Consider the following 15,603-nt stretch of genomic DNA (forward strand, 5'->3'; position numbering starts at 1 on the left):
CAAAATTTGATACAGTTCTCATAGAGGGAACAGGGGAATTCACATGGATGCCGAACGAAAACAATGGGATGCCCTGATAGGACGCATCTACGAAACAGCTCTCTCGCCGGGTGACTGGGGCGAGCTGCTGGAGCCCATGATCGACTGGTGCCAGCAGGAGAACCAGGACCTGGAATCCATGGAATCGCTACTGCAGCACCTGGATCGTGCCGTGCGCAGCAGCAACCACATGCATTCCCAGGAAGACCAGAACCATCTCCTCAACGACATGACCAACCGTCTACCCTGGCCCATGCTGATGCTGGATGACCAGCTACATGTGGTAAAACACAATTCGGCAGCAGATCGCATCATGGCCTCGGGCCCGCTACGCATGGCCGATGGCGGCGCGCTGATGCTCAGCGACCCCACTCTCAAACAGCAACTGCAACAGGTTGTTCGCCTACAACGGGGCCGCGACAGCCAGCTGCTGCACTCGGAACAGGAAAAACTGGTGCTGCTGTGCATGCCGGTATTCCGCTCGGATGCACCCGATGACGTGTCGCGAATTACTACCGTGGTCTGGGTTTTTGCCGACCGGAGCGTCGCTGCGCCATCAGTTCAGTCGCTGGCCAACCTGTTCGGCATCTCTCCCGCAGAAGCCCGCTTGCTACACCTGCTTTGCAAGGTGGGTAATCTTGGTCAGAGTGCCGAGTTGCTCTCAGTCAGCGTACACACTGCACGCACCCAGCTTAAATCGATCATGGGCAAGACCGGCATCAGTAGCCAAGTCGCCCTGGTCAGCCGGGCAATGAGCCATGCACTGCTTGCTACACCGTCCCTGCGCACCCATGACGGGCGCGAGGAGCGCTTCATGGTGCTGCCCGATAACAGGGTACTGAGCTGGTTCGAGTACGGCTGCCCGGAAGGCAAACCCCTGTTGGTAATGGAAAACCAGGCCGGAAATATGCCCTGCCACGAACCCCACCATGACTGGTATGTCTCCCAGGGATTACGGGTACTCGTGGTAGTGCGCCCCGGGTTCGGCATTTCCAGCCCCTGCCCGAACGGCAATTTCGTCGATTTCGCGGTAGACCTGCGCTATTTCTGCGAACGGCTGAACCTGCAAAGCCCCATTCTGGCCGGCTACTGTTTCGGCGGGCCCTACGCGCTGGCCGCTGCGGCCAGGTACCCGTCACTGTTCGAGCGGGTCGGAGTCATTGGCAGCATCGTGCCCTGGCAATACATGCAGGCCGGGCAACTGGACCCAATGCATAATCGTCTGCTGAAAATGGTCGACCGCGATCCACGGCTCTTCATCGCTCTGGGCAAACTGGCCCTGCGTGGCGTGAACCGCTCTCCGGAAAAATTCTTTTCCTTTTTCTCTCGGGTGCTGGATGACAAGGACGCCAGCCTGATCAACGACCCGGCCGTGCAGGCAATCACCCTGCCGCAATTACGGCAGCGCTGGTTTCAGGGCGCCAGAGTGATCATAGATGACTATCTCCGGGTGCTGCGGCCCTGGGGGTTCGAGCTGGCGGACATCGCGATTCCTACCCTGGTCTGGCACGGCGCCCTGGATCGCAGCGTGCAGCTGGAACCAGCCAGGCTGATGGCCCAGGCGATCCCCGGCGCCCGGTTTCATGTACTGAAAGACCAGGGTCGCTACCCGGTGATTGAATGCTGGCGAGAGTTTATTGAGGCACTGGCCGGTTCGGTACCACAAGCCATCACGCAACAGGCCTGAGGGCAGCCGATCCCAACACTGCCTTACTCAGCCACAAAGTTGGCCAGAATCTGCGGCCAGCGGGAATAGATAAAAAAATGCCCGCCGTCCGGCAGCAGCGTCAGCTCGCTGTTGGTCAACCAGCGGTCAAGCTGTATGGCCTGATCAGCAGGTACCTGCCCATCCTGTTCGCCATGCCAGAGATAAACCGGCAACGCCAGTGATGACGGTTCCGGTAACGGCGTTCGAGCCACCGCCTGCAAATCCTGAACGAACCCCATGGAGCCCTGTCGACACGACTCTCTCAGCGCCAGTAAATAACGCTCCTGGTGATCCGGTTCGGCGAGCAGTTTGCGATCCACCGACGAGCCCAAATGGCGGCGAGGGTTTTTCAGAATCGTGCGCGCCATATGGTCCAGCACGGTCTCCGCCAGCCCAGGCGCCTTGTCTGCAAGGGCAACCGCCAGACGCATCATGCCTTTCAACGGTTTACCCGCCTCCTTGCCCGGTGGCGCCAGGCTGGAAACCAGCCCCAGACGGCTGATTCGATCTCCTAACCGGGCTGCACAGTGCAGGGCCAGGAAGCCACCCAGCGAGTAACCAAGCAGATGGAATTGCGGTAGCTCCAGATGATCGGCCAGGCACCGCATGTCCTCGGCCAGGTCATCCACAGTCCGTTCGTCAAGTGCCTCCGAATCACCATAACCAGGGCGCTCTGGGATGATTAACCGGATGTGCATGTCCCGCAACACACTGTCGCCGCCAGGCACCTCAAGACGGGAACCGCGCACACTGTGACAGAACATCACTGCAACACCCTGCGGATCGCCGTACTCCGCAAAACACAGCCTCTGCCCGTGGGCGCCCTTGCAATAACGTAACCCCGTCGATTCGCCGATGTCATCAGCCACTTTCGCGGTGACAGATTCTCTACCCCGCAGAGGAGCCAGGCCAGATAGCACCAACGACACCAACTCTGCTTGCCGCGCCGTTTCTGTTTTCCGAAAAATGGATTTCAACTGGGTACGTACCGTCAGCTCCGAGACCTGACGGCGCTGGGCAATACTGCGCAGATCATAACCATGAATCAGATCACGAGTCAGCTCTGCCTCCGCAGCGGACAACCGATACAGGTCGGTCAGTGTTTGCTCGTCGATCAAGGACTGGAAGTCCGGATTGGATAAAAACAGAGTCACGGCGGGGGGATCATTGTCGTCTCTGTCTTTTACCAGATCCGCAGGGCATACCAGCAAAGAAACGGAGCGGGGATTCCCCGGTGACAGCATCAAGGCGTGGCTGCTGCCGTCCTCGAGAGATCGCTCTATATAATGATGGAGCAGTTTATGCTGCTCACGATTATTGATCTTGAAATGGCCATCATGGTTGGCCAGCATTTCATGCTCTGCCAGGGTTCGATCGGCCTGCTGGTTGAGCATGATGATGTTCAACTCATCATCGAGCAATGCCACTCCCATCGGCAGCATTTCCAGTGTCCGATCCAGCAAATTCTGTGATACCGCCTGAGACTCGAACCGGTCTGCCATGTCCAGCGCCTGGCTGATATGAGGCAGCAATTGATCCAGCAACTCTCGCCTGGCGGCCGGATTCCTGTAGATAGCATCGTCGTCAAAAGGGTTGGCTGTTTCCTGCAGTGCCGCCACCAACACCGGCCAACGATTTTTATCCTGAGCGGCCTGATACAACAGCAAGGCCAGATCCGATGTGGAAAACCCCGTCATTCCCCCTCCTCCTGTCGTCACCCCGACATTAAAATCAACTGCACCATGACAGAAGAGCAGGCGGAGTGTCACCAGTGAACCAAACCGATCCGGCGGCCGCAGCCGCATCGTCAATCAGCATAAAAAGGGGATCCCTACTGTCGTGACGACACTGTCAGTGTCAGCACCCTCCCCGTGAAGACGCAACGCTGGAGCCAACCTGCTCACGCAGCAATTGCTGAAAGTCCTCGAACTGATATGAGAAACGCCAGCTCTCCCTGTCCAGTTCATCCAGTCGATACCACCCTATCGCCCTCACTTCCAGGCGACCAGAAGCGGGCACATCCAGCTTTCCCGGAGAACACGACAGCTTGCAATCGTATAGATGGAAGCCATTTTTCATCACTTTGAGACGCCGGCCCACGGTCACATCCAGCCCGGTTTCCTCATGGGTTTCCCGATACGCCGTGCACTGTGCCAATTCATCCGCTTGCCGGGTGCCGCCGGGCACCCCCAGCTTGCCACCCCAGCGGTGGGTGATCAGCAGCACTTTGTCTTCGTTCAGAATCAGGCAGCCCGCATTGGCACTGCGATCGTCTTCCTGGCCAGACACCCTGGGGCAATCGGCAAGGAGAGCGCCCGGCAACAGCACGCAAAGCAGATAGAGCATTCGCTTCATGTTTTTCCCCATGGGCCAGTTATGGGACTCAATAGTTAACAGTGAAGAGTGAACAGCGGGCAACGCTTTCTACCCCCCCCCCAACGCAAGAGGCCGCGACCCATAATGTGGCGCGGCCTCAAAGGCTGGAGTAACCCATAAACTCAATCGCGAACTATTCACTGTTCATTGTTAACTGATAAGCGGCAACCGATGCTCCCGCGTCGCCGCAACCACCTCGTCCGGAATCAGAATTTCCGTCGCCAGAGGCAGATGGTCGGAGAGCAGGCAGTCTGCCAGCACACGGGTGTGACGACATTGCAGCGCCGGGGAAAGGAGGATGTGGTCGATATGTCGATCCGGGGCCCAGCTCGGATAGGTGTTGAGGCTGTCTGCCTCCACGGTCCGCAGCCCCAGGCTTGCCAGCGGCGAGGCTTCCAGGTGCTCCAGGCGGCAATTGAAGTCACCCATCACCACCACATACTTATAGTCTTCAAGCAGCCTGGCCAGGTAGGCAAGCTGGGTATTGCGTACCTTCTCCCCCAGGGCGAGGTGGGCCACCACGACCACCAGAGGCTGTATCGGGTGACCATACTTGATCAGAATGGCACCGCGACCGGGCAGCCCGGGTAGCCGGTGATCCTTGACCTCAAAGGGCTGGTGACGGCTGAGAAAGCCATTACTGAACTGGCCCAGGCGGCCAAGATTACGGTTGAGTTGTTGGTGCCAGAAGGAAAAGTCGCCCAACGATGCCAGGTGCATCAGCTGATTCATGTTGCGTGAGCGCAGGCTGCCACCATCCACCTCCTGCAGACCCACCACATCGAAGTGGCTGAGCACCTCGGCAATCTGTTCAATGGTTTCTACGCTACGCGGGTGCGCGACCAGATGCTTCCAGCTACCGGTGATGTAATCGCCAAACTTCTGGCTACCGATACCGGCCTGGATATTGAAGCTGAGCAGCTTGATGCTCGTGTCAGGAAGGAGGATTTCACGAGTTTGACGGGTGCGTCGCACCCCTTGCCGAGCGAAGGAAAAGCCCGCAGGGCGGGCTTTCCAGTCTCGATAGGCGGTTCGCGCACGATCCAGCAGCATAGGGGTCTACATCAACCGCCAGTCTTTTCCTTGTTGGCCAGATACTCGATGACCTCGAACAGCTCGTCGGGGGTCTTCAGGTTCTCGCGCAACACCAGGTACTTTCCGTTCACCACAAAGTTGGGCACGCCCGGAATCTTGTATTCCTTAGTCAGCGCCTCTGCCTGACGGACCTTCGTGGACACACCGAAGGAGCTGTACAGGCGGTTGAACTTGTCCGGCTCTACGCCGTATTTGCGGAAGAAGTTGGCCAGCGCCGGCTCATTGAACAGCGGCTCACGGTGCTTGTGAATAGCATCAAACAGGGGAGCATGGATTTCCTCTGTCAGCCCCAGGGTTTCTTCCACATAGTAGGCGCGGGCCAAGGGCTCGGCATTACGCAGAAACAGCACCGGCGTGCGTACGTAATCGATGAAGTCCGGCTTGGATTCCAGCCATGTATCTACCGCAGGCTCAAGAGAGTAACAATGGGGGCAGGCATAGGAGAAGAACTCCCGCACTTCCACCTTGCTGGGGTCACTCACATTGCCAGGCACATCAAGAATCTTGTAGTGGGTATCCACAGCAAAACGGGCATGTTCTTCGGCCGCAACCGCAGTGGTTGCCAGGCCCAGACTCATCAGCAAAGCCGTCACAAAGCGAAGCATTGGTTCCTCTCCTTATTGTTGGTCTCCGCACGGTAGGACCGTCGGAATCATTATTTTCTCCCGCGGCCAGGCAAAAAAACCGTCAGCGCAGGGAGGGGCCATTTATCTTTTCATGATAACAACGAAAAAGGCAGCCCGCAGGCTGCCTTTTCTACAAACCGTAACCAATCAGCTCTATTTGGACAAACCCGCAATATAGCTGGCTACCGCCTTGATCTGGGAGTCGCTCATCTTGGCAGCAACAGTCTGCATCATGCTGGCAGGATCATTGGTACGCTTGACCACGTTATCACCCAGGTCATTACGGCCAGCAGCACGGAAAGCCTTCAGCTGGTCTTCCACATACTGGGCGTTCTGGCCAGCCAGGTGCGGGTATTTGGCGCCATCGACACCCTGACCCGCGGGGCCGTGGCAACCGGAGCAGGACGGCAGGCCGTTGGCCATATCACCGCCGCGGTACAGCTTGGCGCCTTGCTCGACCCAGTCTGGGTCAGCTTGACCGGCCTCGGCTTCCTGGGAAGCGTAATAGGCGCCCAGATCTGCTATATCCTGCTCGCTCAGGTTAGCGACCTGACCAGCCATAATGGCATTTTCACGATCACCGGACTTGTAATCCTGAAGCTGCTTGACCAGGTAGGCTTCACCCTGACCCGCCAGCTTCGGATAGTTACCCGCAATCGGCTTGCTACCGCCGGGGCCGTGGCAAGCCGCACAGGTAGCGGCTTTTGCTTCACCGGCTTCAGCATCACCTGCAGCCAGAGTCGGGTTGGCTACTACGGCAGCCGCCATCAGCACGAACAGTTTGAAAAACTTCATGGCCTATCCTTTCGTACAGCGTCTTATTTGCTTTTGGACATGTACTCAATCAGAGCACGGTATTCGTCGTCGCTACAATCGTTGCACATGCCTTTAGGCGGCATGGCGTTGTACCCTTCCTTCACGTGCTTCACCAGGGTATCCATCCCTTTGCCCAACAGCGGCTTCCAGGCGGCTTCATCGTGAGCCTTGGGGGCACCGGCGGCGCCGGAAGTATGGCAGAAGGTGCAGCTACTATTATAGCGCTCTTCCACTGTGGCGGCGCTGGCCGCTCCTGCCATCATGATCAATGCAATACCTGCTACCAAACCCTTCATATCCTACCTCTGCTATGCTGGCGTCAACCGCTGGCGAAGTGTGGATTTGCCTTTCCCGCCAAACCCTTGTAGAACGTCGACCGCCCTGGCAACCGCCAGGAGGGTCAGGCGGACAGGATTATATACCAGTCTGGCACGCGCCGTCATATTCCATGTGAAGGGTAAGGTTATGCCACAACATCCAGCAGAGATCCTGCTCCATCAGGCCAGTTTCCTGCAAAGTGCCCAGCGCCTGGACCAGTGCCCGCCTGACGAGGGCCGGGAGGTGGCCTTTGCCGGCCGCTCCAACGCCGGCAAATCCAGCGCCATCAACCGCCTCACCGGCCAGAGATCCCTGGCGCGGACATCCAAAACCCCGGGGCGCACCCAGCTGATCAACTTCTTTTCCCTGGACGACGAGCGCCGGCTGGTGGACCTGCCCGGCTACGGCTATGCCAAAGTCGCCAAAAGCAAACGTAACGAATGGCAGGAGCACCTGGACCACTATCTGACCGAACGCCAAGTGCTGGTGGGGCTGGTATTGATGATGGACATCCGCCATCCGCTCAAGGATTTCGATCTGATGATGCTGGAATGGGCCGCCCAGGCGAACATGCCCATCCATATCCTGATGACCAAGGCCGACAAACTGAAGTTTGGCGCGGCCAAATCCACCCTGCTGAAGGTGCAAAGCCAGCTCAAGGGACACCCCGCACCCCTATCGCTGCAATTATTTTCCGCCACCAACGGTACCGGCTGCGATGACGCCTGGGAGAAACTGGGGGAATGGCTGGAGATAGCAGCACCTGATCGGAGCGAGTGACGAGTCGCGAGTTTCGAAACCTGCCTCTGTGGCAGCCGGCCTACTGACGCCCTGGGCCTCTGGAAAATGCCCAATGGCTTGCAGGCAAGCGGTGTTAACGAAGCATTGGGGATTCTGAAAGGTTTTCGCAACTCGGTACCCGTACCTCGCCACTTTCTTCCAGGCAAAAAAATCCCCGGCAGCAATTCTTGGGGGAAGGGAACGACTTGCTGCCGGGGAGGCTTGCCACCCCGGTCTCTTTGGGGGAAGAGGGCCGGGGTAAAACACGACGGACCGGTGAGGGTACTGGGGGATCGGGGGTTCCAGCCCGTCGCACTTATAGAGACTGCCGTTTTCTGGAAAAAGTTCCAGCCCTTCATCCCCTTTTTTTGCCCGACTGTCGATGTGCGTCACAAAACTGGCGCTAAAGGGCACTCCAGTCCCACCACGGTGCGCCACGAACACCCGGATGAACGCTGAAAAAATGTCCTATCTCACTGATCAAGAAGCAGTAATAACCACACGGGGAAATCTGGCACAACGATTGCTTGATACTGGATGAGAGCCAGCAAGCTGAGATAAAAACGCGAAGATTTTGCAGTTTGCTGAGGCCTGCCAGCACAAACGGCAGGCAAAAAAAATCCCTGGCAGCAATCTTGGGGGAAGGGAACGACTGTGCTGCCAGGGAGGCTTGCCGCCCCAATCTCTGGGGAGAGATTGGGGAGTCCAAAATGCTACGGATCAGCGAGGGTACTGGGGGATCGGGGGGTGCCAATCCGTAGCTATTGATTAGGACCGCCGCTTTTTTCGGAAAGTTCCAGGCGGTTTTATCTTTTACAGATTTTACGATCCACTCCAACAACTCCTCCGTAGGAGCGTCGCTGGCGGCGCGATTCGCCAACGTCAAAAGAAAAAGGCATCTACCACAGAGGGCACAGAGAAAATCAGTCTTTTCCTCGGTGAACTCTGTGCCCTCTGTGGTAAATCCGTGTTTTCAGATTTTGGGTTTATGCACTGCGTGCACCCTGCGTTCCGGTTCCGCGCCGCCAACGACGCTCCCACGGCATGCGCCTCGCAGCTAGAAGCTCCCTTACTGCTTCCACGGCTCCCCGCGCGTACCCTTCATCCGTTTCAGATCCCGGTGCATAGCCGCCTTGGCCAGCATGTGCGCAGACACCGGCGCGGTGATGAACAGGAACAGGGTGATCAGCACCTCATGGAGTTGCAGGCCGCGCTCCTGCCAGGAAAAAAACAGCAGTGACGCAATGATGGTGCCGCCCACTCCCAGGGTAGTGGCCTTGGTAGGACCGTGCAGGCGGGTGTAGAAATCCGGCAACCGCGCCAGACCGATGGACCCGATCAGCGCAAAAATGCCGCCCACCACCACAAAAATCGCCACCAGCCATTCAATCAAGACGTCCATAAAAGCTCCACTTGCCTGACACCAGGTGCCAGGCATTATTCAATGATGTCGCCGCGGGTAATGTACTTGGCCACCGCCACGGTGCTGACAAAGCCGATCAGGGCAATCAGCATGGCAGCCTCGAAATACAGCTTGCTGTCCACCTGGATGCCGTACACCACGATCAGGGCAATGCTGTTGATGTACATGGTATCCAGGGCCAGCACCCGGTCCGGCAGGGAGGGGCCGATCACCAGCCGATACAGGTTCAACACCCAGGCCACCGTCAGCAGGCCAAACGTCAACGAGATGGCACTTTCTAGCATTCGAAAATCTCCTTGATCGGCCCTTCGTAGCGCTGCTTGATTTCCGCCACCAGGGCCTGCGGATCTTCCACGTGCAGGGCATGCACCAGCAACCGGGTGCGGTCCTCGCTGACATCGGCGGACACTGTCCCCGGGGTCAGCGACACCGTACTGGTAAGCACGGTAATGGCAAAGCTGTCGCGCAGGTCCAGTGGCACCTCCACAAAACCGGGCTGCAGATCCTTCACCGGCCCCAACACCTTCAGGGCCACCGCCAGGTTGGCCAGCAAAATATCCTTGGCCACCCGCAGCACGAAACGCAGCAGGCCCATACGATCACGAACCAGCGGCACCTGTGGCCAGAAAGGCCGGGTCCCCAGCGGCAACACCACCGCCAGAATCAGCCCCAACAGGGCATGGCCCACACTGAAGCCATTGAGCAGCAGCCAGGTCAGCCACAGCACCAGTGTCAGACTGGGATAGGGAAGCAAGCGCTTCATGATGCACCTCCCAGTACTGCCCGGATATAAATCGTCTGGTCAGCCAATTGCTCGGCCACTCCACCGCATAACTGCAATAGCGGCTCCGCAGCTACGGTCAGCAGCGGGCTGGCCAGCAACAGGGCCAGCATGGGGATCACCCGACGGCGCCCCAGTTTCTTGCTGACCACGTCGCCGTGCACTCGCCAGAACAGGGTGGACCCAGCCCGGCTCAGGCCTACCAGGCCAGCCAGCCCCGCCAGCAGCAGCAATACCCAATACGGCGCGCTGGGCACCGCCTGCAACAAGGCCACCTTGCCGACAAAACCGGACAGCGGCGGCAGCCCCACCACCGCCACGGCAGCGGCAAAAAAGGCCGCGCCCAGCCAGTTGCCATGGGCCAGTGGCGGACCGGATTCCAGCCGGTCATCACTGTCACCCCGGGAGCGGCGCAGCAGATCACAGAGCAGGAACAGGGCCGCGCAGATCAGGGTGGAATGAATCAGGTAATAGAGCGCGGGGCCGACAACCTTCGGGTCCCCCAGACTCAGCGCCGCCACCAGGGTCCCCACCGACATGACTACCAGGTAGGCAACCAGCCCACCCAGCCGTTGCGCCGCCAGGGCACCGATAGCCGCCAGCGCCAGGGTGACCAGCGCCAGCCACCAGAGCAGGTCGGCCCCCAGCCCGGCCAGCGGCCCGTCACTGAAGGCCAGTGCCTGCATGCGCAGGATGGCGTAGATGCCCACCTTGGTCATGATGGCAAACAACGCCGCCACCGGCGCGGTGGCATTGGCATAGGCAGCCGGCAGCCAGAAATACAGCGGGAACAGTGCCGCCTTCAGCCCGAACACCACCCACAGCAACAACACCGCCACGGTCAGAAGGATCTGGTCACTACCCTCCAGCGCCTGGGCCTTGACCGCAAAGTCGGCCATGTTGAGAGTGCCGGTGGTACCGTAGATCAACCCCAGGGCAATCAGGAACAGGGCCGAACCCGCCAGGTTCAGCACCACATAATGCAGGCCCGCTTTCACCCGCTCCGGGCCACGGCCATGCAGTGCCAGCCCGTAGGAGGCGATCAGCAATACCTCGAAAAACACGAACAGGTTGAACAGGTCACCGGTGAGGAAAGCCCCGTTGATGCCCATCAACTGAAACTGAAACAGGGAATGGAAGTTGGGCCCGCGGCGATCATCACCGGCACAGCCATACAACAGCGCCGGCAACGCCAGCACGGCGGTCAGCAGCAACATCATGGCACTGAGCTGGTCCAGCACCAGCACGATGCCGAACGGCGCCTGCCAGTTACCCAGCTGGTACACCCCCACGTCACCCTGGGCCGCCTGCTGCCACAGCACCAGCGCCACCGGTATCAGCGCGACACAGGAGAGCAGACCGGTCACCCGCCGCAGCTGCTGCCGCTCGCGGACCTCCAGCAACAGCAGCAACCCGGCCAGTGCCGGAATCAGAATAGGCGCAATAATCCAGTGCGTCATGAACGTTGCTCCCCGTCCTGACCATCCACATGGTCACTGTGTTGCTCCCCCTGGCTGCGCAGGGCCAGCACCACCAGGAAGGCGGTCATGGCGAAACCGATCACGATGGCGGTGAGCACCAGCGCCTGGGTCAACGGGTCGGTGGGGTCGGCACTGGCGCCCACTACCGCCACCTGGTTGATCTTCAGGCCGCCCATGGAAAACAGGAACACATTCACGCCATAACCCAGCAGGGTCAGCCCCAGCACCACCGAAAAGGTGCGCGCACGCAGGCACAGGTATACGCCGGTGGCCACCAGCACGCCGATAATCAGCGCCACTAACAATTCCATCAGGTGGTCTCCTTCTTGTCATCCAGCATCGACAGCTTGCCCAGGTTGGCCAGTATCAGCAGGGTGGCGCCCACCACGGTGAGGAACACGCCGGTATCAAACAGCATGGCACTGGCCAGCTCAAAGTCGCCGATCAGTGGCAGGTGCACGTGGGTAAAGGTGCTGGTCAGGAAAGGCGCACCGAAGACCCAGCTGCCCACCCCGGTCAGTCCGGCCAGCAATACACCCAGGGCCACCAGAGGGTGGTAATCGCCGGGGATGCGTTTGTGCACCCAGGTAACCCCGGACGCCACGTACTGCAGCAGCAAGGCCACCGAGGTAATCAGCCCCGCCACAAAGCCGCCGCCGGGCAGGTTGTGGCCGCGCAGGAAAATATACACCGCGATCATCAGCGCCAGCGGCAACAGCGGCCGCGACAGGGTCACCAGCACCAGCGGGTGAGCGTCATGGGCCCAGGGTCGGCCGAAGGGATCGTACTTGGCCGACGCCAGTTTCAGATCACTGAGCAGGGCGTAGATGCCCAGAGCCGCAATACCCAGCACAGTAATCTCGCCAAAGGTATCAAAGCCGCGGAAATCCACCAGGATCACGTTCACCACATTGGTGCCGCCACCACCGGGCACACTGTTCTCCAGGAAGAATGGGCTGATGGTGGCGGTGTCGGTGGTCATCACCAGCAAGGCGACCACGGCCACGCCAGTGCCGATCAGCACCGCCAGCACCGCATCACGGCTCACCCGCAGGGGGTTGGAATCGGCCTGGGCCCGCGCCGGCAAAAAGTACATGGCCAGCATCAACAACAACACGCTGACCACTTCAACAGAAAGCTGGGTCAGGGCCAGATCCGGCGCTGAAAAGCGCACGAAGATCAGCGACACAATCAGCCCCACCACGCTCAGGCAGATAATCGCCATCATCCGCTGGCGATGCAGCACCGTGGTCAGCAAGGCCGCAGCAATCAGCATCAAGGCACAGAGCACCGACACCCCGTCCACCGGCAGCATGGCGCGCTCGCCGGTGAAGCTGGTCAGGTTGGGCAACTGCCATACCAGCACCGCCGCCACCAGCGCCAGCACCCAGGCCAGATACCCCTGCAGGGACCCGGTCTGCAATCGCCGGGTCACGCCAGCGGTCAGTCGCACCACGGCCTGAATACGGCCTTCGAACACCCGCTTGGCATCAATCTCCGGCAAGCGTGCATACCAGGTAAACAGTCGACGGCGGCAGGCATACACTGCGATACCCCCGACCAAGGCGATAACACTCATCAACAGCGGAATATTGAGCCCGTGCCACACCGCCAGGTGATACTCGGGCAGGGTACCGCCCAGGGTGGCAGTGGCCGCCACCGCCAGCAGTGCCGCCACGGTAATCGCCGGGAACACCCCTACCGCCACACACAGGGCCACCAGGATTTCCACCGGAATCTTCATGTAACGGGGCGGTTCCTGGGGCGGAAACTTGGGCAGATTCACCGGCTCGCCATTGAAGAACACATCGTGGATAAAGCGCGCCGAGTAGGCCACCGAGAACACCCCGCCCAGGGTGGCGCCCAGCGGCAACAACCAGCTCATGGCACCCAGCTGGTCGGACTGCAGGGTTTCAGTAAAGAACATTTCCTTGGACAGGAAACCGTTCAGCAACGGCACCCCGGCCATGGCCGCCGACGCCACCATGGCCAGCACCGCCGTGTAGGGCATGTACTTCCACAGCCCGTTGATACGGCGCATGTCGCGGGTGCCGGTCTGCTGATCGATGATCCCGGCAGCCATGAACAACCCCGCCTTGAAGGTGGCGTGGTTGATGATATGGAACACCCCGGCCACCGCCGCCAGCGGCGAATTGAGGCCGAATAGCAGGGTGATCAACCCCAGGTGGCTGATGGTGGAAAACGCCAGCAACCCTTTCAGATCGTGCTGGAAAAGGGCCCATACCGCGCCCCACAGCAGGGTGGCCATACCGGCGGTAGTGACCAGATAGAACCACAGGTCCGTCCCCGCCAGCACCGGGTAGAAACGCGCCAGCAGGAAGATGCCGGCCTTCACCATGGTAGCCGAATGCAGGTAGGCACTCACCGGCGTGGGCGCGGCCATGGCATGGGGCAACCAGAAGTGGAACGGGAACTGGGCACTCTTGGTGAACGCTCCCAGCAACACCAGGCAGAGAATCACCGGGTACAGGGCATGCTGCTGCACCAGGGCGCCGTTCTCCAGCACCGTGCTCAACGAGAAGCTGCCCACCACATGGCCGATCAGCAGCACCCCGGCCAGCAGCGCCAGGCCGCCCATGCCGGTGACCGTCAGCGCCATCCGGGCGCCCTTGCGCGCGGCACTGTCGTATTGCTTATAGCTGATCAGCAAAAACGAGCTAAGGCTGGTCAGCTCCCAGAAAAACACCAGAAACAGCAGGTTGTCGCTGGTCACCACCCCCAGCATGCTGAACATGAACAGCAGCAGCAGAGTGTAGAAGCGGCCGCCGTCATCCTTGGCCGGCAAGTAATAGTGGGCATACACCACCACCAGCAACCCGATACCCAGAATCAACACGCAGAACAGCAACGCCAGGCCATCCAGGCGCAGGGCCAGGTTCAACCCCAGCGACGGCAGCCAGGCCATGGACCACTGCTGCATCCCCCCTTCCCAAATCGGCAAGGACGCCTGGGCCAACAGGCCCAGGGCGGCCACCACCGGCAGGGCCACCAGCAAGGCGCACCAACGGCGCCCCAGGTGGCGGGTAAACATGGGTAGTAGCGCCGCCAAAAGAGGCAGCAGAACAATCGCAGGCAACATCATGTGCTCTCTTGAATAACAATCCTTGTGCTACCAGCAGGCAGCAAAGCCCGGCAAGTATGCCATGCCCCCTTTCCCTTGCAAGAATCCCACCGTGGCGCTTCGGTAACAGCGAACAAACAAGACAACGAGAAACCGACGACCATCCGGGTCAGCAATGAGCCGGGGATGGCATTTATCTGCCCATGCAAAAATATATGCATATTTTTTTACACTAATCAGCGCTCTTAAATAAGTAGTAACAAGCCGCTTTTTTCGCTTCAAAACGGAACTTTACCTTGCCTGAGTTTTCACATCATGCGTAGGATAATTCCAAGTTAATCATCGCTTTACGGCGGTGCCATCTTCCGCGAAAGCGGGCCACTGAGAACGGAGCGCCATGCTGACAGGCATCTTGTCCGGATTTCTGCTCGCACCCCTGGCCCCCGCCCTGCATCGGCTTTTCCCCCGTTACAGTGGCTGGCTTCTCGCCCTGCTCCCCGCCGGGCTGACGCTGTATTTTCTCCAGCAATGGCTACCCGTCACCCAGCAAGGCCCCCTGCTTAGCCACATCGACTGGGTCCCTGCGCTGGCCATGCCGCTGAGCTTCATGCTCGACGGCCTGTCACTGTTGTTTGCCCTGATGATCTGCGCCATCGGCGCGCTGATCTTCATCTATGCCGGTCGCTACCTGGAAGACCACCGGGACCTGCCCCGGCTGTATGTGCTGCTGCTGTGCTTCATGGCCTCCATGCTCGGCGTGGTGCTCAGCGACAACCTGATCGTGCTGTTCGTGTTCTGGGAACTCACCAGCATCACCTCCTATCTGCTGATCGGCTTCAACCACGAAGACGCCAACGCCCGGGCCAAGGCACTGCAAGGCCTAATCGTCACCGTGGGCGGCGGGCTGGCCTTGATGACCGGCTTTATTTTGCTGGGGCAGATCGGCGGCAGCTATGAGTTGTCAGTACTGATTACCCGAGGCGACACCATCACCGCCCACCCGCTCTACGGGCTGACACTGGTATTGATCGTCCTCGGCGCCTTCACCAAGAGCGCCCAGTTCCCGTTCCACTTCTGG

General features: G+C 59.6%; 15 protein-coding genes. 3 read left to right on the forward strand and 12 right to left on the reverse strand.

From position 1 onward, the window contains the following. The first annotated feature begins 43 nt into the window (after nt 1-43). On the forward strand, nt 44-1,726 hold the full coding sequence (locus B3Q33_RS05860; RefSeq protein WP_272962508.1) for an alpha/beta fold hydrolase: 1,683 nt from the start codon (nt 44-46) through the stop codon (nt 1,724-1,726). Nucleotides 1,727-1,749: 23 nt separating this feature from the next. Here the strand turns inward: B3Q33_RS05860 and B3Q33_RS05865 are convergent, their stop codons facing one another. The 6 genes from B3Q33_RS05865 to B3Q33_RS05890 form a co-directional block, all read right to left on the reverse strand. Further along, nucleotides 1,750-3,444, reverse strand: coding sequence for an alpha/beta fold hydrolase (locus B3Q33_RS05865; RefSeq protein WP_272962507.1), 1,695 nt, complete (start codon nt 3,442-3,444; stop codon nt 1,750-1,752). A 160-nt stretch (nt 3,445-3,604) separates the two neighbouring features. Then, nucleotides 3,605-4,102: an NUDIX hydrolase gene (locus B3Q33_RS05870; protein WP_272962506.1), complete on the reverse strand. Its 498-nt coding sequence runs from the start codon at nt 4,100-4,102 to the stop codon at nt 3,605-3,607. 171 nt (nt 4,103-4,273) lie between these two features. Then, complete coding sequence (locus B3Q33_RS05875; protein ID WP_272962505.1) at nt 4,274-5,176, reverse strand: endonuclease/exonuclease/phosphatase family protein; 903 nt, start codon at nt 5,174-5,176, stop codon at nt 4,274-4,276. Nucleotides 5,177-5,187: 11 nt separating this feature from the next. After that, a complete protein-coding gene (locus tag B3Q33_RS05880) occupies nt 5,188-5,823 on the reverse strand; it encodes a thiol:disulfide interchange protein DsbA/DsbL (RefSeq protein WP_272962504.1) in 636 nt (211 codons plus the stop codon). A gap of 174 nt (nt 5,824-5,997) precedes the next feature. After that, on the reverse strand, nt 5,998-6,639 hold the full coding sequence (locus tag B3Q33_RS05885) for a c-type cytochrome (protein WP_272962503.1): 642 nt from the start codon (nt 6,637-6,639) through the stop codon (nt 5,998-6,000). A gap of 23 nt (nt 6,640-6,662) precedes the next feature. Then, the gene (locus B3Q33_RS05890) at nt 6,663-6,956 is read right to left on the reverse strand and encodes a c-type cytochrome (protein ID WP_035245993.1); all 294 of its coding nucleotides are present in this window, start codon (nt 6,954-6,956) and stop codon (nt 6,663-6,665) included. A gap of 169 nt (nt 6,957-7,125) precedes the next feature. Between B3Q33_RS05890 and yihA the strand changes: the two genes are divergently transcribed. Beyond that, nucleotides 7,126-7,758 carry a ribosome biogenesis GTP-binding protein YihA/YsxC gene (gene yihA / locus B3Q33_RS05895; protein WP_272962502.1) on the forward strand — a complete coding sequence of 211 codons (633 nt, stop codon included), beginning with the start codon at nt 7,126-7,128 and terminating at the stop codon, nt 7,756-7,758. A 1,069-nt stretch (nt 7,759-8,827) separates the two neighbouring features. On the opposite strand, the gene B3Q33_RS05900 is transcribed toward yihA, so the two are convergent. Genes B3Q33_RS05900 through B3Q33_RS05925 form a run of 6 tightly spaced genes read right to left on the reverse strand, consistent with a single transcriptional unit; the run spans nt 8,828 to nt 14,546 of the window. Next, a complete protein-coding gene (locus B3Q33_RS05900; protein WP_035245991.1) occupies nt 8,828-9,160 on the reverse strand; it encodes a Na+/H+ antiporter subunit G in 333 nt (110 codons plus the stop codon). Nucleotides 9,161-9,195: 35 nt separating this feature from the next. Next, nucleotides 9,196-9,465, reverse strand: a complete 270-nt coding sequence (locus tag B3Q33_RS05905; protein ID WP_035245990.1) for a K+/H+ antiporter subunit F — start codon at nt 9,463-9,465, stop codon at nt 9,196-9,198. Continuing rightward, nucleotides 9,459-9,944, reverse strand: a complete 486-nt coding sequence (locus tag B3Q33_RS05910) for a Na+/H+ antiporter subunit E (protein WP_035245989.1) — start codon at nt 9,942-9,944, stop codon at nt 9,459-9,461. Before B3Q33_RS05910 ends, B3Q33_RS05905 begins: the two co-directional genes overlap by 7 nt. Continuing rightward, nucleotides 9,941-11,422 carry a monovalent cation/H+ antiporter subunit D gene (locus B3Q33_RS05915; RefSeq protein WP_272962500.1) on the reverse strand — a complete coding sequence of 494 codons (1,482 nt, stop codon included), beginning with the start codon at nt 11,420-11,422 and terminating at the stop codon, nt 9,941-9,943. Before B3Q33_RS05915 ends, B3Q33_RS05910 begins: the two co-directional genes overlap by 4 nt. Then, nucleotides 11,419-11,754 (reverse strand): Na+/H+ antiporter subunit C, encoded by a 336-nt coding sequence (locus B3Q33_RS05920; RefSeq protein WP_035245987.1) that lies wholly within the window; start codon nt 11,752-11,754, stop codon nt 11,419-11,421. Before B3Q33_RS05920 ends, B3Q33_RS05915 begins: the two co-directional genes overlap by 4 nt. After that, nucleotides 11,754-14,546, reverse strand: coding sequence for a monovalent cation/H+ antiporter subunit A (locus B3Q33_RS05925; protein ID WP_273010107.1), 2,793 nt, complete (start codon nt 14,544-14,546; stop codon nt 11,754-11,756). The genes B3Q33_RS05920 and B3Q33_RS05925 overlap by 1 nt, the downstream gene beginning before the upstream one ends. Before the next feature lie 376 nt (nt 14,547-14,922). Between B3Q33_RS05925 and B3Q33_RS05930 the strand changes: the two genes are divergently transcribed. Then, a partial coding sequence (locus B3Q33_RS05930; RefSeq protein WP_286827185.1) for a proton-conducting transporter membrane subunit occupies nt 14,923-15,603 on the forward strand: 681 nt, incomplete at its 3' end.

Source organism: Alcanivorax sp. UBA3183, assembly GCF_002364155.1.
In the GTDB taxonomy this organism is placed as follows: Bacteria; Pseudomonadota; Gammaproteobacteria; order Pseudomonadales; family Alcanivoracaceae; genus Alcanivorax; species Alcanivorax jadensis.